At 71.9% G+C, this 18780-nt stretch carries 17 protein-coding genes; 8 read left to right on the top strand and 9 right to left on the bottom strand.

Features of this window, described 5'->3' with window-relative positions:
- Window positions 1-33: 33 nt before the first annotated feature.
- Entirely contained in the window at window positions 34-825 is a 792-nt protein-coding gene (locus ACXN5W_RS00885) for a TetR/AcrR family transcriptional regulator (RefSeq protein ID WP_473156148.1), read from the bottom strand.
- Between the two features lie 321 nt (window positions 826-1146).
- Here ACXN5W_RS00885 and ACXN5W_RS00880 point away from each other — a divergent pair, with 321 nt between their 5' ends.
- The gene (locus ACXN5W_RS00880) at window positions 1147-2682 is read left to right on the top strand and encodes an MFS transporter (RefSeq protein ID WP_473156300.1); all 1536 of its coding nucleotides are present in this window, start codon (window positions 1147-1149) and stop codon (window positions 2680-2682) included.
- Window positions 2683-2778: 96 nt separating this feature from the next.
- Here the strand turns inward: ACXN5W_RS00880 and ACXN5W_RS00875 are convergent, their stop codons facing one another.
- From ACXN5W_RS00875 to ACXN5W_RS00865, 3 genes are all read right to left on the bottom strand, one after another.
- Window positions 2779-3282: a hypothetical protein gene (locus ACXN5W_RS00875; RefSeq protein ID WP_473156147.1), complete on the bottom strand. Its 504-nt coding sequence runs from the start codon at window positions 3280-3282 to the stop codon at window positions 2779-2781.
- A gap of 140 nt (window positions 3283-3422) precedes the next feature.
- Window positions 3423-5060, bottom strand: a complete 1638-nt coding sequence (locus ACXN5W_RS00870; protein WP_473156146.1) for a RecQ family ATP-dependent DNA helicase — start codon at window positions 5058-5060, stop codon at window positions 3423-3425.
- 154 nt (window positions 5061-5214) lie between these two features.
- A complete protein-coding gene (locus ACXN5W_RS00865; RefSeq protein WP_473156145.1) occupies window positions 5215-6168 on the bottom strand; it encodes an LLM class F420-dependent oxidoreductase in 954 nt (317 codons plus the stop codon).
- Between the two features lie 132 nt (window positions 6169-6300).
- Here ACXN5W_RS00865 and ACXN5W_RS00860 point away from each other — a divergent pair, with 132 nt between their 5' ends.
- Window positions 6301-7074: a methyltransferase domain-containing protein gene (locus ACXN5W_RS00860; protein WP_473156144.1), complete on the top strand. Its 774-nt coding sequence runs from the start codon at window positions 6301-6303 to the stop codon at window positions 7072-7074.
- On the opposite strand, the gene ACXN5W_RS00855 is transcribed toward ACXN5W_RS00860, so the two are convergent.
- A complete protein-coding gene (locus ACXN5W_RS00855) occupies window positions 7043-8065 on the bottom strand; it encodes an MBL fold metallo-hydrolase (protein WP_473156143.1) in 1023 nt (340 codons plus the stop codon). The two genes, ACXN5W_RS00860 and ACXN5W_RS00855, sit on opposite strands and share 32 nt — an antisense overlap.
- Window positions 8066-8204: 139 nt before the next feature.
- Between ACXN5W_RS00855 and ACXN5W_RS00850 the strand changes: the two genes are divergently transcribed.
- The 3 genes from ACXN5W_RS00850 (at window position 8205) to ACXN5W_RS00840 (ending at window position 11562) form a co-directional block, all read left to right on the top strand.
- Window positions 8205-9239, top strand: coding sequence for a DUF5937 family protein (locus ACXN5W_RS00850; protein WP_473156142.1), 1035 nt, complete (start codon window positions 8205-8207; stop codon window positions 9237-9239).
- A gap of 361 nt (window positions 9240-9600) precedes the next feature.
- Window positions 9601-10581: a helix-turn-helix transcriptional regulator gene (locus tag ACXN5W_RS00845; RefSeq protein WP_473156141.1), complete on the top strand. Its 981-nt coding sequence runs from the start codon at window positions 9601-9603 to the stop codon at window positions 10579-10581.
- 267 nt (window positions 10582-10848) lie between these two features.
- On the top strand, window positions 10849-11562 hold the full coding sequence (locus ACXN5W_RS00840) for a GAF and ANTAR domain-containing protein (protein WP_473156140.1): 714 nt from the start codon (window positions 10849-10851) through the stop codon (window positions 11560-11562).
- Between the two features lie 80 nt (window positions 11563-11642).
- Here ACXN5W_RS00840 and ACXN5W_RS00835 read toward each other — a convergent pair whose 3' ends face one another.
- Window positions 11643-12794, bottom strand: coding sequence for a DICT sensory domain-containing protein (locus tag ACXN5W_RS00835; RefSeq protein ID WP_473156139.1), 1152 nt, complete (start codon window positions 12792-12794; stop codon window positions 11643-11645).
- Window positions 12795-12868: 74 nt separating this feature from the next.
- On the opposite strand from ACXN5W_RS00835, the gene ACXN5W_RS00830 reads away from it, so the two are divergent.
- Window positions 12869-14071 carry a GNAT family N-acetyltransferase gene (locus ACXN5W_RS00830; protein WP_473156138.1) on the top strand — a complete coding sequence of 401 codons (1203 nt, stop codon included), beginning with the start codon at window positions 12869-12871 and terminating at the stop codon, window positions 14069-14071.
- A 658-nt stretch (window positions 14072-14729) separates the two neighbouring features.
- On the opposite strand, the gene ACXN5W_RS00825 is transcribed toward ACXN5W_RS00830, so the two are convergent.
- From ACXN5W_RS00825 to ACXN5W_RS00815, 3 genes are all read right to left on the bottom strand, one after another.
- Window positions 14730-16202: a M1 family metallopeptidase gene (locus ACXN5W_RS00825; RefSeq protein WP_473156299.1), complete on the bottom strand. Its 1473-nt coding sequence runs from the start codon at window positions 16200-16202 to the stop codon at window positions 14730-14732.
- A gap of 283 nt (window positions 16203-16485) precedes the next feature.
- Window positions 16486-16620 carry a hypothetical protein gene (locus ACXN5W_RS00820; protein WP_473156137.1) on the bottom strand — a complete coding sequence of 45 codons (135 nt, stop codon included), beginning with the start codon at window positions 16618-16620 and terminating at the stop codon, window positions 16486-16488.
- 75 nt (window positions 16621-16695) lie between these two features.
- On the bottom strand, window positions 16696-16983 hold the full coding sequence (locus ACXN5W_RS00815) for a GNAT family N-acetyltransferase (RefSeq protein ID WP_473156136.1): 288 nt from the start codon (window positions 16981-16983) through the stop codon (window positions 16696-16698).
- Between the two features lie 486 nt (window positions 16984-17469).
- Between ACXN5W_RS00815 and ACXN5W_RS00810 the strand changes: the two genes are divergently transcribed.
- A complete protein-coding gene (locus ACXN5W_RS00810) occupies window positions 17470-17781 on the top strand; it encodes a hypothetical protein (RefSeq protein WP_473156298.1) in 312 nt (103 codons plus the stop codon).
- Between the two features lie 110 nt (window positions 17782-17891).
- Window positions 17892-18713, top strand: coding sequence for a DUF1206 domain-containing protein (locus tag ACXN5W_RS00805; protein WP_473156135.1), 822 nt, complete (start codon window positions 17892-17894; stop codon window positions 18711-18713).
- Window positions 18714-18780 lie beyond the last annotated feature (67 nt).

Here is an 18780-nt window from a genome sequence, read left to right as displayed (position 1 = left end):
TTTGGGAGATCGAACAGGCCGCTAACCTCATGATCAACCCGGGGGGTTCTGGGTGGTGGTGGTGGGTGGGGCGGTGGTGCGCTGGTTGATGAGGGCGGCTATGCCGGCGAGGATGCGGTCGAGGCCGAAGCCGAAGTCGGCGTCCGGATCGACGGCCTCGTCCTCGACCAGCAGGCCACCCACGATCAACCCGTGCAGCTCGGGAAACCGGTCGGCGTCCACCAGCCGGACCAGCCGCTGGCCGTACGTCGTCATCGCCTCGTCGGCGGTCACGCCGCTCGCGCTTGCCGCCGCCGCGATGTCCAGGGTGACCTGTGCCCAGTAGCGGACGTACCCGGACAGCAGCATCGCGGTGGACAGCTTCTCCGGGCCCGTGAGACCGGTGTCGCGCAGCACGACCAGGGCGTTCTCCATCCAGCGCAGCTGGTTGGGCAGGATCGGTGGCGAGTTGATCGGGATGTGCCGCAGCCACGGGTGTCGGCGGTACCCGTCGAGCACCGCGCGGGCCCATCGGTCGAGGCCGGCCCGCCAGTCCTGCTCGGGATCCGGCGCGGGTGGGGGGCCGTAGGCGGCGTCGGTCATCAGCTCGACCAGTTCGCCCTTGGCGCCGACGTACCGGTACAGCGCCATGGTCCCGGCACCCAGTTCCTTGGCCACCCGGCCCATCGAGACGGCGGCCAGGCCGTCCGCCTCGGCCACCGCGATGGCGGCCCGGACGATGCGGTCCAGGCTGAGCGCCGGCCGGGGCCCCTTGGCTGGCCGGTCCCGCAGGCCCCAGGCGGTCGCCAGGCTCGCCGGCAGGCCCGTCCCGGTGTCGTCTTCCATCGTTCCGCCTCCGTGGGGTTGACCATCATCCTATTACTGCGTATAACTTACGCAGTAGAGCGTATGACATACGCAGTAAGTTGTCTTGAGGGGTAGGTGGCCGCGATGAACGCGGTGAGCGGTGAGAAATCCCGGGCGGAAGCCTCGGGCCGGGGCGGCCTTCCGCCGCAGCCCGGCTCCGGCTCCGGTTCCGGTTCCGGTTCCGGTTCCGGTTCCGGCTCCGGCGGTGTGCCGGCGGGGAAGGCGGTTCCACCGCAGCCCGGCTCCGGTCCCGACGGTGCGCTGGCGGGGCGCCGGGAGTGGACCGGGTTCGGGGTGCTCATGCTGCCGCTGCTGCTGGTCTCGATGGACGTGTCGGTGCTCTACTTCGCCGTGCCGTTCCTCAGCCGGGAACTGCGGCCGACCGGCACCCAGCAACTGTGGATCTTCGACATCTACGGTTTCGTCCTGGCCGGCCTGCTGATCACGATGGGCGCGCTCGGTGACCGGATCGGCCGGCGCCGGCTGCTGCTGATCGGTGCCGCCGCGTTCGGCGCGGCGTCCCTGCTGGCCGCGTACGCCAGCAGTGCGGAACTGCTGATCCTGGCCCGGGCGTTACTCGGCGTCGGTGGCGCCACCCTCATGCCGTCCACCCTCGGGTTGATCCGGGCGATGTTCCGGAACGAACGGCAGCGCGCGAAGGCCATCGGCATCTGGACCGCCGCCATGGCCGGTGGCATCGCCATCGGCCCGGTGCTCAGCGGGCTCCTGTTGGAGCACTTCTGGTGGGGGTCGGTCTTCCTGATCAACCTGCCGGCGATGGCCGTACTGCTGCTGCTCGGTCCGGTCCTGCTGCCCGAGCACCGTGCCCCGGCGGCCGGCGGATTCGACCTGCTCAGCTCGCTGCTGTCCCTGGTGACCATCCTGCCGGTGATCTACGGGATCAAGGAGTTGGCCCGCTCCGGTCCGGCCGTGCCGCCCGTGCTGGCCATCGGACTGGGCCTCGGGTTCGGCGCCGCCTTCCTGCGCCGCCAGCGCGGCCGGGCGTACCCGATGATCGACCTGGCGCTCTTCCGGCGGCCCGCCTTCGGTGGTTCGTTGCTGGTCAACGTGCTGGGCATGTTCGCGCTGGTCGGCTTCGCGATCTTCACCACCCAGTACCTGCAACTGGTGACCGGGATGAGCCCGCTGCGGGCCGCGCTGTGGAGCCTGCTGCCGACCGTCGCCGTGGGCGGGGTGGCGCCGCTGGCCGCCGGGCTCGCCGTCCGGGTCAACCGGGCGTACGTCATGGCCGGTGGCTTCGTGCTCGCGGCGGTCGGCTTCGGGGTGCTGACCCGGGTGCCCGCCGATGGCGGTCTCTGGGTGCTGCTGGTCGGTGCCACCGGCTACGCCGCGGGTGTCATCGCGGTGCTGTCCCTGGTCACCGACGTGGTGCTCGGGGCGGCGCCGGCCGAGCGGGCCGGTACCGTCTCCGGACTGCTGGAATCGGCGACGGAGTTCGCCGGCGCGCTCGGGATGGCCCTGCTGGGCAGCCTCGGCGGTGTGGTGTACCGACGCGAGATCACCGGCTCGCTCACCGGCCTGCCGGCGGCCGTCGCCGACCCGGCCCGGGAGACGCTGGCCGGCGCGTACACCGGGGCCGGCGCCCTGCCCGGGTCGGCCGGGGCCGCGCTGCTGCACGCGGCCCGGGCGGCCTTCCTGACCGGGCTGCACGTCGCGGCCGTCGCCGCGCTGCTGGTGATGCTGCTGGCCGCGCTGCTGTGCGTGCTGCTACTCCGGCACGCCCACCGGCCCACCATTCCAGCCGAACCTGAACCGCCCACCACCATCCCAGCCAGGCTTGCGCCACCCACCGAGGCGGCGCCCCTGGACCGATAGGTTGATCATGAGGTTGACTGGCTGATTCGTCTCGGATCGACCGGTCAACCTCATGATCAACCATTGGGGGTGGGGGTGGGGGCCGGGGGGGTGGGGTTAGTCGTTGAGGAGGTGGGAGAGGTTGTCGCGGAACTGGCGCTCGGACTCGCTGACGGTTTCGCCGCCCAGGCCGAGGAAGCCACCGCTGGGGGCGGCGGTGACCACCTGCTCGGCGATCTCCACCAGCCACAACTTGTACGCCCCGGCGTCACCCTCGGGCGCCTTGGCGTTCAACAGCGCGACCGCCGTGCGGGCCCGCCCGAGTACGTCCGCGATCATTCCGCTGGGGTCGTCGGGTTGGATGACCGGCAGTTCCTCACCGGTCTCCGGGTCACCGGTGCGGTGTATCACCTCACCGGCGACCGCCGAGACCAACCGGCTCGCCGACTCCCGGCCGGCGCCGATGGCGTCCAGACCGGCGGCGTTCTCCGCCATGGTCCGCCGGGTGCTGTCGGACTCGGCGGCGCTCGCCGCGGTCAGCACCGCCTGCGGCAGGTTGACGAGCAGGCTCCACTCGTCGTCGGTGAACCCGAACTCGCTGTGCAACGGCTGGTCCGTCACGTCATCGTCCCCCTGCTGTATCTGCTGTGTGTTGTCGCGTTTCCAGTGGTCAGCGCCGCGACCGGGGTCAGGATCACCGACGCCGAGGGCATCGGCGCGGTCACCGGTCGGCGGCAGTCAGCCTAGGTCAAGGGTGGACCTCAGCGGCTGTCGGCGGTGAGCAGACCCTGCTCGCTCACCACCGGCACCGACAGGGTCTTGTACCCCACCTCGTCGAACAGCACCGTCATCTTGTCCGCCTCGTAGCTGAGCACCAGCCCGGTGCCCCACTCGTTGTGCCGCACCTGACTGTGCACCGGGAACGGCCCGCTCGCGCGGTCGTCCGGGACACTCGTGCCGGCGGCGCAGTTGTCGCAGTGCCCGCAGACGTCGGTCATCTGCTCGCCGAAGTAGGCCAGCAGGGTCTGCCCACGGCAGGACCGGGTCTCCGCGTACGCCCGCATCATGTCGGTGCGCGAGCGCTGCACGGCCTGCTGCCGGTCCGCCTCGGCGAGTGCGGCCCGCGCGGCCTCGGCCGGCGACGGCGCGTACCGGGGACTGGTGAGCAGGTGGTTGCCGGTTGGCGCGGCGGCACCCACCTGTTCCAGCAGGGCGAGCAGGTTGCCGAGCTTGCGCGGGCCGAGCCCGGACCGTTCGCGCAGCGCGGCCCTGGTGGCCGGTTCCGCACGCAGCAGGGCGGCCAGGTCGGACAGCTCCTTCTCGTCCGGCCGACCGCCCGAGAAGAACCGTTGCAACCCGATGTCCTCGGACTGCCACAGCAGCAGAGCCCGGGCCGGCTCACCGTCCCGACCCGCCCGGCCGATCTCCTGGAGGTAGCTGTCCGGGGAGTCGGGCAGCGCCATGTGGACCACCCAGGCGATGTTCGGCTTGTCGATGCCCATGCCGAACGCCGAGGTGGCCACCATGATCGGTACGCGGTCGTCGAGGAACGCCTCGTGCAGTTCGTGCCGGGCCCCCGCGGGCATCCCACCGTGGTAGAACTCCGCCGGGAAACCGGCCTTGGTGAGCTTCTCCGTCAACTCCTCGGCGGCGCGCCGGGTCGGCACGTAGATGATGCCCGGCCGGGTGTCCTCGCGCAGCAGCGCGATCAACCGCCGCCACCGGTAGCTCTCGGTGGGGCACTGCGCTACCTCGACGAAGATGTTCGGCCGGTCCAGCCCGGAGACCACGATCCTCGGATCGTTCAGACCGAGCCGCGCGATGATGTCCTCCCGCACCGGCGGCGACGCCGTGGCGGTCAGCGCCACCACCGGCGGCCGGCCGAGACCGCGGATCAGGTGGCCCAGCGCCAGGTAGTCGGGGCGGAAGTCGTGCCCCCAGGCGGAGATGCAGTGCGCCTCGTCCACCGCGACCAGCGCCGGCCGCAGCGCGCGTACCTCGGCCATCCGGTCCGGGTTGCTCAACTGCTCCGGGGTGATGAACAGGAACTCGGCCGAGCCGTCCCGGATGGCCGCGATGGCCGCGGCCTGCTGCGCCGCCGACTCGTGCGAGCTGATCCGGACGGCCCGCAGCTCGGGGCGTTCCCGCTCGTTGAGCGAGGCGATCTGGTCCTGCTGCAACGCGAGCAGCGGCGAGATCACCACGGTGGGACCCGGGATCAGGCTGGCCGGGATCTGGTAGATGGCCGACTTGCCGGCCCCGGTGGGCAGCACCACGAGGGTGTCCCGGCGTTTCATCACCGAGCGCATCGCCGCGAGCTGGTTCGGGCGCAGCGTACGCCAGCCGAACAGGTTCTTCGCGGCACGCCGGAGGCGGTTGGAGTGCAGTGGCAGCTTCATCGACCGCACTGCTACCCGTGGTGGATCTCCGCGAAACGGGACCGGGGTAAGGAAGGGCACCTTGTTATCGCTTTTTGATGTACAGGGGACCCCTTCTAACGCACCGGTCGTCCCCGGCCGGCGGGACGGTGTCGGCGAGGCTCCGGGGGGTGGTTCAGCCGCGCAGCTTCGGCAGGACCTCCCGAGCGTAGAGGTCGAACAGGCCCTGGTAGTTGGGCCCGATGTTGGCCACGTACAGCTCGTCGAACCCGGCCGCGGCGAACTTGTCGATCATTTCGAGGTGCTTCGCCGGGTCGTTCCCGCAGACGTACGTGTCCTTGATCATGTCCTTGCTGACCAGTTGCGTCGCCTGCTCGAAGTGTCGAGGGGAGGGGAGCACCTGGGACAGTTCCCCGGGCAGGCCACCGTTGGGCCACCTCCGGTGGGCGATCTCGGCGCCCTCGTCCTCGCTCGGGGCGTACGCGGCCTTGAAGCTGGCCTGGCACGGCTTCTCGCCGCCGCCGCCCTCCCGGAACCGCGTCACCAGGTCGGCGTCCGGCATGACGCCGATGTACCCGTCACCGATCCGGGCGGCCAGGTGGATGGCCTTCGGGCCGAAGCCCGACACGTAGATCGGCGGCGGCGTCTCGGGAAGGGTGTAGATCCGCGCGTTGTCCACGGTGTAGTGCCGGCCGTCGTGGTCGACGAAGTGGCCCGTCCACAGCTTCCGGATGACCTCGACCGCCTCCTCCAGCATGTCCAGCCGGACGTCGGCACTGGGCCAAGGATCACCCAGGATGTGCTCGTTCAGCGCCTCGCCGCTGCCCACCCCGAGCACGAACCGGCCCTCCAGCAGCACCGCGCTGGTGGCCGCGGCCTGGGCGATGATCGCCGGATGGATCCGGACCGTGGGACAGGTCACGGCGGTGGTCACCGGTAGCCGGCAGACCTGGCTGACCGCGCCGATGGTCGACCAGACGAACGGGCTCTGCCCCTGCGCGTCGTTCCAGGGGTGGAAGTGATCGGAGATCCACAACGCCTCGAAGCCGGCCCGCTCGGCGCCGCGCGCCTGGTCCAGCAACTCGGCCGGGGTGTACTCCTCGCTCGACAGGGCGTATCCGATGCGCATGCCACTCTCCTCGCCGGTCGATCGGGCGTACGGTCTCCAGCCACCGCCGTCCGGGTTCAGTCGGGGCCGTACCCCCGCCGGAGGCGTTCATGCTCCGTACCGTCCGATTGTCGGTTGTGCTCCAATCGGCGGATGACCACGCTCAGCCTCGACCCGGCGGCCCCCGACCCCATCCGGTACCTGGACGCGGCGGCCCGGACCGGCGTCGGCCTCGACTACAAGCGGCGGCTGGCCGACGCCCTCGCCCTCGCCGCCGGCCACGCCGTGCTCGATCTCGGTTGCGGTCCCGGCACGGACCTCGGCCTGCTCGCCGACGCCGCCGGGCCGACCGGCACGGTCCTGGGAGTGGACCGCGACCCGGCGATGCTCACCGAGGCCCGCCGCCGGTTGGCCGACCATCCGACGGTACGGGTGTGTCGCGGTGACGCGCACGCGCTACCGGTGGCCGACGCGAGCGTCGACCGGGTGAAGGTGGACCGCGTCCTGCAACACCTGGCCGACCCGGCCGGGGCGATCCGGGAACTGCGTCGGGTGCTGCGACCGCACGGGCTGCTCGGGATGGCCGAGCCGGACTGGGACACGCTGGCCGTCGCGCACCCGGACGTGCCGACCAGCCGAGCGTTCGCCCGGTTCGTGGCCGGGCGGGTCCGGAATCCCACGATCGGCCGGCAGCTCGCCTGGTTGGCCACCGAGGCGGGCGCCGAGGTCCGGTCGGTCACCCCGGTCGCGGTCGCGTTCGCCGAGTTCGACGTCGCCGACCAGATCCTCGGGCTGCGCCGCAACGCGGCCCGGATGGTCGAGGCCGGCGAGTTCACCCGGGCGGACGCCGAACGGTGGTTGGCCGGCCTCACCGCCGGGCCGTTCCTCGCGGGCTTCACGTTCTATCTCGTGACCGCACGCGCCTGACGGGGGCGAGCACGAACGGCTGCCGCAGGTGCGCGGTCGCCAGCAGGGCGCGCCGGTCCGCGGCCTCCGCCAGCAGGGCCCGTCGGGTCCGCCGGGCGATGTCCTGGTCGTCCTCGAAGACGTACCCGACGTCCGGGTTCACCAACTGGACGGCGTGTACCAGCACGTCCCCGGTGACCACGAGCCGCCGCCGCCCGCCGTCGACGAGCAGGGACTGATGCCCGGGGGTGTGCCCGGGTGTCGGCACCAGCGTCACGGCCGTGGCAGGTCGGCCGGTGATCCGGGTACGCCCGTCGACCTCCCACAGTTGCCCGGTCCGGCGCAGCGGCTCCACCACGTACGACAGCATCGCCTCGGCACCGCCGGCCACCAGCGCGGCGATCTCGGTGCGCTGGATCGCGTACCGGGCGTTCGGGAAGGTCGGCACGCCGTCCGGGCCCACCGCCCAACCCACATGATCGCTGTGTACGTGGGTCAGCACGACCACGTCCACCTGCTCCGGTTCGATGCCGGCCGCCCGCAGCCGCTCGGGCAGGTGTCCCGGCACCGGTGCCCAGCCGGAGGCGGGGCTGCCCACCGGTCCGACGCCGGTATCCACCAGGATCACCCGACCGTTGGGTCGGCGGATCGCGTAACAGCGGAAGTCCAGGTTCCAGGCCCCCTCGGGACCGAACGCGGCGGGATCCAGCAGGGCGGCGCGCCGCCAGTCCCGCGCGGTCGCGGTCGGGAAGGCATCCTGACGGGTGGTGAAGAACGGCCCGGTCGCGTCGTAGAGGGCGATCACGTCGTACGGTCCGACGGACCGGGACGTGGCCAGCCCGCCACCGTTCCGGATGGTCGGCTCACCGTTCCGCCCGGCTGTGGTGTCCGCGTCGTTCCGGGTGCCGGCCTCGGCGGTCGCCACCGTGCCGAGCTGTGCGACGCTGACCCCGAGCGCCGCGGCGCCGAGCAGGATCTTCCGCCGGTCGATGGGGCGGTGTGCGTGGTCCATCTGGACTCCTTCGTCTGCGTAGCCGAGGTCGGGTCGGATGCCGGCCGGGGCGCCGGTCGGCTGGTGCGGGCCAGTCGACCAGCCGACGCTTACGACGACGAGGGATTCGAAGGTTCTCGAATGCGGAGGTGGGCCGGCCATGATCTCGCTGGCGGTCGACGCCGGGCGGCTGGCGCGATCCCGGTTCGCCCTGTCCCGGCTGGCCGAGTTGAGCTGCGGGCTGGAGGTGCTGACCCATCCGGAGCGGGCGCCGTACGCCCATGGCTGGGTGCTGGACACCCGGCGCCGCGCCGACCTGACCGACCTGGCGGTGCTGCTCACCCTGGTCGAGCAGGCATCGTGGTACGTGCCGGACTTCCTGGTGCCGGTCCCCGCCAGCTACGAGCCGAGTCTGCGGGAGGAACTCGACGCCGTCACGGCGATGCCTGTCGAACTGGTCCGCCACCAGCTGGAACTGGCGTTCCGGATCGGCGCGCCACCGCCCGAGGCCCTGACCCGGACCGGCGCCGGGGCCGGTCGGGATCCGCGGGCGCCGCTGCCCGCCCCGGTCGGGGACGTGCTGGCGGCCGGTGCGCAGGCCCTGTTGGACTGCGTGGCCGAGCAGCTGGAACGCTCCTGGCAGCGGGTCCTGGCCGGGTCCTGGCCGGACCTGCATCGCATCCTCGACGAGGACGTCCGGCACCACACCACGAGGGCCGGCCGGATCGGTTTCGGCGCGATCGTGACGGACCTGCACCCCCAGCTCGACTGGGACGGCGACTGGGTGAGGCTACGGCTGCCCGTCGACGCCGAGGTGGACGCCGCCGAAGGACTGGTCTTCACTCCCTCGGTGTTCCTGCCCCGGCCCGCGCTCTGGCTCGGCCGCCCGGGTCAGGCGATGGCCGGCTATCCGGCGCGGGGCCGGGGACGGGTCTGGGCCGCTGTACCGGCGGGCGCGGAGATGGAAGGTGTCGACCTGCTCGGGCCGCGCCGGGCCGCGTTGCTCGCCGACCTGGAGACCCCGCGAACCACCACCGACCTGGCCGCTCGGCACGGGTTGAGCGCGGCGACGGTCTCGTACCATCTCGGCCGGTTGCGCCGGGCGGGGCTGGTGACCGGACGGCAGGCCGGGCACGGCGTCCTCTACCAGCGCACCGCGCGGGCGACGCTGCTGCTCGGCGTCGTCGGGCGTTAGCCTGGGAACCAGCCATCTTCCCTCGCCGGTGGGAGAGCCCGAGCCGTGGCCGCGGAGACGGTGACCGGTCGTGCTTCTCGACGCACCCATGTCGTCCCGCACCCATGTCGTCCCGCACCCATGTCGTTCCGGCGACTGACGCGGACGCGAACGGTCGGACGCGGGTGCCCCTGCCCGACTGCTTGACCAGGGGCACCCGCCGGATCGCCCCGGCAACGGCCGGACACGGCGATCCACCTGATGCATATCCGCGGCCGGTGCCCTACCGCCAGGAGAGCGGGCGGCGCGCTACGCCTGCCGCACAAATGATGCGTATCGTGGATAGATTGATCGCCCGGCGTTCTGGACAGGAGAGGCGGACATGACAGCTGGCACCGTCTACTCCGGCTCGCACTGGCAGCGCTACGCCACCCGCGACACGGACGCGGCCCACGACTTCGTCCGGCGGGCATTCCTCGACATCAAGGTGCGGTCCTCCGGTGCGGGCCGCGACGGAACCGGCCTACGCAGCGTCACCACCGCGCTCGCCGACCTCAGCGTGACCCGGCTGCACTACTCGGCGTGCACCCGGGTCCAGACGGTCCCGGACGGCGACCTGAACATCACCCACCTGATAGGCGGCCGTTTCACCGTCACCAGGGCCAAGGACGAGTACCGCCTGCGGCCCGGGGACGTCATGCTGATCCTGCCGGACCACTCCGAGGACCTCGCCTACGACGACGTCGACACGTTCGTCGCCCGCCTTCCCCGCGCCCTGCTGGAGAAGGTCGCCCACGTGCAGACCGGCATCAACGGTGCGGACCTGCGCTTCGACAGCTCCCGGCCGATCTCGGTGGCGCTCGGTCGGCACTGGACCGCGACCCTCTCTCACCTGACCCGCACCGTGCTGTCCGACCCCGCGCTCATGCTGAACCCGCTGATCGCCGAGAACACCCGTCACCAGCTCGCGGCGACGGCCCTGGCCGTGTTCCCCAACACCGGTCACGACGCGGCCCTGCGGTCCGCCGGTGAGGTCACGCCATGGGCGTTACGCCGCGCCGTGGCCTACATCGACGACCACGCAGACCGGCCGATCACCGTCGACGAGATCGCCGCCGCGGCCGGCGTACGCCCCCGCGCACTGCAACTCGCGTTCCGCCGCTACCACGAAACCACCCCGACGGGGTACGTCCGCCAGGTCCGGCTGGAACGCGCGCACCGCGATCTGCGGGCCGCCGACCCGACCACCGGTGTCACCGTCACCACGATCGCCACCCGTTGGGGCTTCACCCACCTCGGACGCTTCAGCACCGACTACCGCGCCGCCTACGGCAGCAGCCCCAGCCACACGCTGCGCACCTGACATCCGCCGCGTCGCCGTACCCGGGGCACCTGACACCGTCCCGCGGCCACTCTGCAGCTCGGGCGCTCGACGAAGCGGGGTACCCTGGCGGGCCTGTAGCCCACATCCGCCGTACCACCGGATGTGGCGAATCGGCGTCGAGCATCCGGCGTCGGTCCCGGTTCCGCCCTGGTGGGTCCGTGCAGCGCCCGCGACGCGTGGGCTGCCATCCGCACGCCCACCCCTTTCCAGGCTCCGTCGGCGTGCTCCCGGTGAGGAACTCGTGCCATGGCCCCCCTGCCGACGGACCCCGCTGACGCCTTCGCCGAACTCGGTCGCATCAAGCTTGGCGAGGTCGGTCTCGATGATGTCCTGCAACGCGTCGCCGAGCTGGCCAAACGCGCCCTGGACACACCGGTGGAGGTGTCGGTCACCCTGGTCCGCAGCGGCACGGGACACACCGCGGCGTTCACCGACGAGCTGGCGCTCGACATGGACGAGCGGCAGTACGCGCGGGGAAGCGGCCCCTGCCTGGACGCCGCCGCCGGCGGCGACATCCTGTCGGTGCCCGACCTCACCGCCGAGGACCGGTGGCCGAACTGGGTCGAACGTGGAGTGCAGGCAGGAGTCGGAAGCTCGCTGTCGATCGGCCTGCCCATCCAGGACGCGGTTGTCGGCGCGCTCAACGTCTACGCCCGCACCCCGCACGCGTTCGGCGACGACACCGTCGCCGTCCTGGAGACCTTTGCCGCGTACGCCGCCGTCGCCCTGGCCAACGCACACCTCTACGACAGCACCGCCACCCTCGCCCGACAGATGCAGGAGGCGATGGCCAGCCGCGCGGTCATCGAACAGGCCAAGGGCATCATCATGGCCGAACGCCGCTGCACCTCCACCGAGGCGTTCAACATCCTCGCGAAGGTGTCCCAGGGCTCCAACCGCAAGGTTCGCGACGTGGCCCAGGCCCTCGTCGACCGGGTGGCGCGGACACCCGGGCGCTGACCCGCCCCCGGCTGTCGTCCACCGCCGGGACGGGCGGTGGTGGCAGGTGCCGCTGCGGATGGTCAGGTCCTTCAGCAAGGTCAGCCGGCGGGTGCCGTCGCCTCGGGGGGCAGCGCCGCCACCGGGACACCCTGGGTCACGGCCCAGTCCAGCGCCCGGCGGATCTCCTCGACCGGCAACGGCCGGCGCCGGGTCACGGCGACCACCGAGGTGCCGGTGAACGGCACGAACGGGTACGTCCCGGCCAGCCCGGCCAGGTCGGTGCCGATCCGGTACGCCACCTGGAGCGCGTCGTCGGCGGGCAGCGCGGGCAGGATCAGCAGGTACTCGTCCTCGGCGAGCCGGGTCACCCGGTCGATCGGGCGCAGCCCGCCGGTGAGCACCTGGAGGACGGCCTGCAACTCGCGGGCCGCGCTGCGCCGACCGAGCCGTTCGGGCGCGTTCGGCGGCTCACCGACCCGGACCCCGATCAGCGCCACCGGCAGCGTGCCGGAGGCGGTGGTGCCGTCCGTTCCCGCCCAGCGGCGTACCGCTGCCTCGTCGGCCAACCCGGAGAGGCCCGACTCGGCCGCCGGTCGCCGGGCCGTGGCCAGTTGCCGGCGCAGATCGTCATGCCGGTCCAGGGCGCCCCGTACCCGGTCGACCAGCAGCCGGATCGCCGCCTCGGTCCGAGCCTCGCCGGGAGCCGGTGGCAGGTCACGGACCCGGTCCACGGTCCGGTCGATGGCGGCCAACGCCGCCGACGGCATCCGGTCGGCCAGCGCGCGGCGGAGCCGGAGCAACTCGTGCAGGGCCTCGTCCCGGCGGAACCGCCACCAGCCGTCGAACAGCCGGCCACCCTCCAGGGTCGCCGCGGTGGCGGTGACCTCCTCCCGGTCGTGGGCCGCCAGGACCGCACCGAAGCGGGGCGTCAGGGCCACCACCGTCCATTCCCGGGCCAGCTCCTCGGCCGGGTCGAGCCGGATCCCGTACGACCCGTCCGGCACGGCGGGGGGTCGCTCGTCCACCAGGCCGACGATCGTGACGGCGGCCCGCTCGGCGAGCGTCTCGTAGACGGCGCGTTCCCGCTCGAAATAGGGCATCCGTTGGAACAGCGCCACCACGACCAGCGGCCCGTCCTCCGCGGCGGCCAGCGCCGCCCGTTCGATCGCGTGCGAAACGATGACCATCGTCCGCTTGGTGAGCAGTTCCACCACCGGTCCGCCGCCGTGTGCCTGTTCGCTGTCCCGCACGGGCCGGAGCCTACGGCACCGCCCAGACGAAAATCCCTGGCGTTGGCGCGAGCCCGGGCGGCTATCATCGCGCGATGCGGGACACGATCGAGGTACGTGAGCTGGCCGAGGACGAGTTGGAGCGGGCCTGGCAACTGGGCCGGCTGGCCTTCGGTGGTCCCGCCGAGGCGTCTCCGCGCGCGCTGCGACCGGCGCCCGGGCTGACCCGGTGGGGCGCCTTCGACGAATCCGGTGCGCTGCTCGGCAGGGCCATCGACCTGCACTTCGGGCAGTGGTGGGCCGGCCGACGGGTCTCCTCGGCGGACGTCGCGGGAGTGGCCGTGCTACCCGAGGCGCGTGGCCGGGGAGTGGCGCGGGCGTTGCTGACCGGCCTGCTGCGCGGGGCCCGGGACCGGGGTGCCGCGATCAGCGCGCTGTTCCCGACGATCGTCGAGCCGTATCGGTCGGCCGGCTGGGAGGTCTGCGGCACGTTGCGCACGTACGACCTGCCGACCTCGGCGTTGCCCCGGCACCGGCCGGCCGACGGTCCGACGGTCCGACCTGCCACCGCGGCCGACCTGCCCGGGGTCCGACGGTTGTACGAGGAACACGCGCGGCGCCGGTGCGGCCTGCTGACCCGGCAGGGCGGCTGGTACGGGGAGGACTGGACCAGCGACCTGTTGACCAACGCCGACGGTCTGACCGTGGTGGAGGAGGCCGGTCGGTTGGTCGGGTACGCGCTCTGGGACCGCGGCCGGGGCTACGACGCCAACTCCGTGCTCACCGTCGAGGACCTGGTGGCCGCAACGCCCGAGGCGGCGCGGGAACTGGTCGGCCTGCTGGCCAGCTGGGCCAGCGTGGCGCCGACGATCCGGCTGCCCGCGTCCGACTTCGACGCGGTCACGGCCCAACTACCGCTGGCGGTGGCCCGCGAGTACTCCCGGCGGCCCTGGATGCACCGCCCGGTGGACGTGGTGCGCGCGGTCGCCGAGCGCGGCTGGCCGACCGGGGTACGCGGGACCGTCGCCTTCCGCCTGACCGATCCGTACGCGGAGTGGAACAACGGCAACTGGCGGCTCGAACTGGCCGACGGGCGCGGCGTGCTGGAGCCGGCCACCGACGCCGAGGCCGCCGATCTGGAGCTGACCGTACGCGGGTTCGCGCTGCTGTACTGCGCGGCAGCGGGCGCCGCGGAGCTGGTCGAGGCCGGACTGCTGCGGGTCGCGCCTGGCAGCGATCCGTCGGCGCTGGACCTGCTCGCCAGCGGGCCGCGTGCCCAGCTGCTCGACTACTTCTGACCCTCGACTATCCCCGACCACCTCTGGCCCTCGGCTGCTGCTCGACCACCTCTGGCCCTCGGCTGCTGCTCGACCACCTCTGGCCCTCGGCTGCTGCTCGACCACCTCTGGCCCTCGGCTACTGCCGGACTACTTCTTGGCCTTCGACGGTCGCTTACTCTGAGCGATTGTCCCGCTCCGTAGGACGATGTTGCGGTGTGTGATGGTCGCTGCGGCGTCCGGTGCCGGGGCCATGTCGCTTTGCAATGCTTCCCTATTGGCTACAGCGAGGCTGAGCTTGGGTTTTGTTGGTGCTGTTCTCCGGACGGCATTCGGCGTGAGGTGACGGTGCGTGCCTGTCGCCGGGAGGGAAGCATTGCAAAGCCTGGCGGTGGGGTTGCCGCTGGTGGGCGTGGTTGATCACTGAGGGTGATGAATCGGCTCGGGACCTGTCGGTGGAACCGGGGCCTGTCGGTAGAGCCGGGGTGCCGTCAGTGAAGCCATGGGTCGCCGTCAGCGACGGTCGTGGGCGGCAGATAGCGGCGGACGGCAGATAGCCGTGAACAGCAGCAGCCGTGAACGGCAGGTAGCCGTGAACGGCAGGTAGCCGTGGACAGCAGCAGCCGTGAACGGCAGGTAGCCGTGGACAGCGTCAGCAGGTAGTCGTGGTCCGCGGGCGCTAGCGGGTCAGCAGTTCGTGCCGGGCCTGGCGCAGCTTCGGCCAGGACTTCGGCTGGGCCGGCGCGGTCCAGGCGCGGGCTCCGGCGCCGGTCAACTCGGGCCGGCCCGCAGTGAACAGCCACGTGGTGAACAGCGCCGTCAGGTCCTGACCGGACAGTTGCTCGGCGAGCGCCTCGAACTGCTCGATGGTGCCGTTGCCGTACCGCCGGTCGGAGGTCCAGGCGCGCAGGATCCGGAAGAAGTCGTCGTCGCCGACCGCGAGCCGCAGCTGGTGCAGCGCCATCGCGCCACGGTCGTAGACGGCGTCGTCGAAGAGGTCGTCCGCGCCCGGGTCACCCGGCAACACCTGCCAGAATGGGTCGTCGGCCGGGTACGAGGCGTACGTGTAGTCGAAGACCTCCTGCGCGGTGCCCTCGCCCTGCCGCTCCGACCACAGCCACTCGGCGTAGCTGGCGAAGCCCTCGTGCAGCCAGATGTTCCGCCAGTCCGCCACCGCGACGGAGTCGCCGAACCACTGGTGGGCGTTCTCGTGGGCGATGACGTAGGTGTTGGCGCCGCGCCGCCAGAAACCCGGCCCGTACACCGGGCGGGTCTGCGCCTCCAGCGCGAAACGGACGCCGTCCGGGGGACCGGCCACCCCGCCCCGGGCCTCGAAGGGGTACGGACCGAACACCTCGCTCTCCCAGTCGACGATCTCGGAGGTGCGTTCGACGCTGGCCCGGGCCGCGCCGTCCAACTCGCCGAGCCGGGTGCTGTACGCGTTGACCACGGGCTGGCCGTCGGGGGCGGTGTCGGTGACGATGTCGTACTGGCCGATCGCCAGGAAGGTCAGGTACGTCGACTGCGGCCTGGCACTGCGCCAACTCCACCGGGTCTGGCCGCGTGGCTCGCGGACCGGCGGGGCCGGCTGGACCCCGTTGCTGATCACCTCGACCCCGTCGGGCACCGCGACCGAGACGTCGAAGGTCGCCTTGTCCAGGGGATGATCATTGCTCGGGTACCACCACCAGGCGATCTCGGGTTCGTTCACCGCGAGCGCGCCGTCGGCGGTCCGGGTCCAGGAGGTGTAACCCTGGTACTTCACGGTGGACGGCACACCGCTGTAGGTGACCACGATGGTCAACGCCTGACCCCGCTCCACCGCGCGGGCCGGGGTGACCACCAGCTCGTGCCCGCCCGACCTGGCGTGTCCGGCCACCCAACCGTTGACCCGGACCGACGAGACGTCCAGCAGGAAGTCCAGGTCGAACCGGGACAGGTCCTGGGTGGCCCGGGCCAGGATCGTGGTGGTGCCGCTGAGCTGGTCGGTCGCCGGGTCGTATCTGAGTCGGATGTCGTAGTGCTCGACGTCGTACCCGCCGTTGCCGTAGTCCGGGTAGTAGCTGTCGCCGATGCCGGGGCTACCGGGTTGCGGTGCCAGCCGATGCGTCCGGCCCCGGCCCGCCGGGCCGCCGGGTCCACCGCCAACCATGGCCGCGGTGCCGGCAGTTGTGGTCGCAGTGCCGGCAGTTGTGGTCGCGGTGCCGCCGGCCGTGGTCGTGCCGCCGACCGTGGTGCCCCCGGCGGTGGTCGCGGTGCCGGCCGTGGCCGTACCGCAGGTGCCGGCGACCGTGACGATCGACATGGCCAGGGCGGTGGTGGCCGCCACCAACGCTCGTCCCACGAGGAGCTCCCTCCGTCGGGTACCGTCCCACGGCCAAGCTAATCGAAGAATATGAACGTCGGTAGCGAATTGTCGCGACCGGGCGGTCCGCTCACCTGCCCTTGCCGAACATCGACCGGATCGCCGCCACCAGCAGCAGCGCGCCGGCGATGGCGCCGATGATTCGGACACCCGGGATGTCGTACCAACTCGTGTCGGCGGTCGCGGCGAGCCGGATCTGGTCCATGTCCGCACTCTGCCACGCCCGCCGCACCGACCACCACGGGCGATCGGCGTGGCGGTCGGCGCGGCGCCGCGCGGGTCAGCCCTCGTCGGTCAGCAGGTCCTGGTATTCGGCGTGGCGCTTGATGTACGCCGCGATGAACGGGCAGCGCGCCACCACCCGCTCGCCGCGCTCGCGTACCTGGTCGAGGGCGCCCTTGGCGAGTACGCTCCCGACCCCCTTGCCCTCGTACGCGGGCTTCACCTCGGTGTGGATGAAGATCACCACGCCAGGACGCTGCTCGTAGACGGCGATGCCGGCCAGACTGTCGTCCACCAGGATCTCGAACCGGTGTTGGGCGGGGTTGTCCTCGACGAGCATGCTCATCGCGCCATTGTGCCCGCCCCGCCCGCAAGGAAGGGCCCCTTCTTATCGCTTTTCGTATAGGAAGGGCCCCCTCCTAACGAGTCGGACCACGAGCGGGACCACGAGGACAACCACGAGCGGGACCACGAGGGCAACCACGAGCGGATCACGAGGGCAACCATGAGCGGATCACGAGGGCAACCACGAGTGGGATCGCGCGGCTCGGGGCCGACCGGCAGCACCTCGGCGGGATGCCGGCGCTGGGTGACCGGTGGGCGGTGCTCGTACCCTGGTCCGATGATCCGAGGCAGCAGCCCCCCGATGCCCGATCCCGAGCCGGCCGACTCCCCGACCCGGCCGACCACGGCGCCGGCTCCCCGGACACCGGTGTCGAACCCCGGCCGTTCCGCGCGGGCCGCCGCTCCGGACTCCCGCTCGGTTCCCCGGGCGGGGTCCGTCCGGGTCCCCGCCCCGCGTCGGCCCCGCCGACCGGGCCCGACCGCCGGGCTGCTGGCGGGTCTGACCCTCGGTGCCGCGGTGCTCGCCGGCTGCGGTGGTCAGAACACCGAGACCGAGTGTGGCCTCGACTCCTGCCTGGTGACCTTCGACCGCGGGATGACGGCCGAAACCAGTGTGCTGGGCGTGGATGCCCGGCTGGTCGGCGCCGACGGTGACACGGTCACCGTGGAGGTGGCGGGGGAGCAGTTGGTGCTCTCCACCGGAGAGCGGGCCGCCCGGGTCGCCGGCCTGTACGTCTCGGCCGAGGCGGTGAACGACCAGCAGGCGGTGATCCGGATCGGCCGGTCGCCCAGTTCCTGACGGACCCGCCGCCAGTTCCTGACGGACCCGCCGGAGGGATTCACACTCTTTGTGCCGGTCGGATCACCGGGCACGTTTGAAAACCGGCCCGACCGGTGATTCTCCGGGCCATGTCAGTCACCTCTGGTACCCACGCCACCGCGTCCCGGGCGGCGAACAGCAAGCCGCTGGAGCTGCTCGCCCGCGCGGGCTTCATCGGCTACGGGATCATCCACCTGCTCTTCGCGTGGCTGGCCCTGCAGATCGCGTTCGGCGGCACCGGCCAGGAGGGCGACCAGACCGGCGCCATGCAGACGCTGGCCGGCAAGCCGCTGGGCGAGACCCTGCTGATCGTCATCGGTGTCGGCATGGCGGCCATGGCGCTGTGGCAGCTGCTGGAGGCCGCCGTCGGGCACCTGGCCGAACAGGGCCGGTCGCGTACGTTCGAGCGGGTCGCCTCGGGCGCCCGGGCCGTGGTGTACGCCTGGTTCGCCTGGACCGCCTTCAAGGTGGTCAACGACGCCCAGCAGTCCAGCGCGGACAAGCAGGAGGCACTGTCCCAGCAGCTCATGTCGAACACCGGCGGACGGCTGCTGGTCGGCCTGATCGGACTGGGTGTGCTCGCGCTCGGGTTCGGGATGGCGATCTACGGCGTCAAGAAGAAGTTCGAGAAGAAGCTGCACACCGAGCGGATGAACCAGCACACCCGGACGCTGGCCCGCCGGCTGGGCATGGCCGGGTACGTCGCCAAGGGTGCCGCGCTGGCGATCGCCGGTGTGCTGGTGGTCACGGCCGCCGTGCGCTACGACCCGGACAAGGCCCGCGGTCTGGATGCCGCGCTGCGGACCCTGGCCGACAAGCCGTACGGGCCGTTCCTGCTGGCCCTCGTGGCCCTGGGCATCGCGGCCTTCGCCGCCTTCTGCGTGATCCAGGCCCGCTACCGCAAGGTGTGACCTGGCGGAGTGTGACCTGGCGGAGGTGATCCGGCGCAGGGCGGTTGACCTGGACGGTCGGGAAAGG

This window comes from Plantactinospora sp. A48 (genome assembly GCF_055793945.1).
The sequence above is the reverse complement of the archived record's forward strand: the minus strand, read 5'-3'. Positions and strand labels throughout refer to the sequence as shown.

Coding starts and splice junctions, on each gene's coding strand:
- ACXN5W_RS00815 (WP_473156136.1), bottom strand. CDS start 16,983: ATGAGCATGCTCGTCGAGGACAACCCCGCCCAACACCGGTTCGAGATC.
- ACXN5W_RS00865 (WP_473156145.1), bottom strand. CDS start 6,168: ATGCGCATCGGATACGCCCTGTCGAGCGAGGAGTACACCCCGGCCGAG.
- ACXN5W_RS00805 (WP_473156135.1), top strand. CDS start 17,892: ATGTCAGTCACCTCTGGTACCCACGCCACCGCGTCCCGGGCGGCGAAC.
- ACXN5W_RS00850 (WP_473156142.1), top strand. CDS start 8,205: ATGATCTCGCTGGCGGTCGACGCCGGGCGGCTGGCGCGATCCCGGTTC.
- ACXN5W_RS00885 (WP_473156148.1), bottom strand. CDS start 825: ATGGAAGACGACACCGGGACGGGCCTGCCGGCGAGCCTGGCGACCGCC.
- ACXN5W_RS00855 (WP_473156143.1), bottom strand. CDS start 8,065: ATGGACCACGCACACCGCCCCATCGACCGGCGGAAGATCCTGCTCGGC.
- ACXN5W_RS00825 (WP_473156299.1), bottom strand. CDS start 16,202: ATGGTTGGCGGTGGACCCGGCGGCCCGGCGGGCCGGGGCCGGACGCAT.
- ACXN5W_RS00830 (WP_473156138.1), top strand. CDS start 12,869: ATGCGGGACACGATCGAGGTACGTGAGCTGGCCGAGGACGAGTTGGAG.
- ACXN5W_RS00820 (WP_473156137.1), bottom strand. CDS start 16,620: ATGGACCAGATCCGGCTCGCCGCGACCGCCGACACGAGTTGGTACGAC.
- ACXN5W_RS00870 (WP_473156146.1), bottom strand. CDS start 5,060: ATGAAGCTGCCACTGCACTCCAACCGCCTCCGGCGTGCCGCGAAGAAC.
- ACXN5W_RS00860 (WP_473156144.1), top strand. CDS start 6,301: ATGACCACGCTCAGCCTCGACCCGGCGGCCCCCGACCCCATCCGGTAC.
- ACXN5W_RS00880 (WP_473156300.1), top strand. CDS start 1,147: ATGCTGCCGCTGCTGCTGGTCTCGATGGACGTGTCGGTGCTCTACTTC.
- ACXN5W_RS00845 (WP_473156141.1), top strand. CDS start 9,601: ATGACAGCTGGCACCGTCTACTCCGGCTCGCACTGGCAGCGCTACGCC.
- ACXN5W_RS00840 (WP_473156140.1), top strand. CDS start 10,849: ATGGCCCCCCTGCCGACGGACCCCGCTGACGCCTTCGCCGAACTCGGT.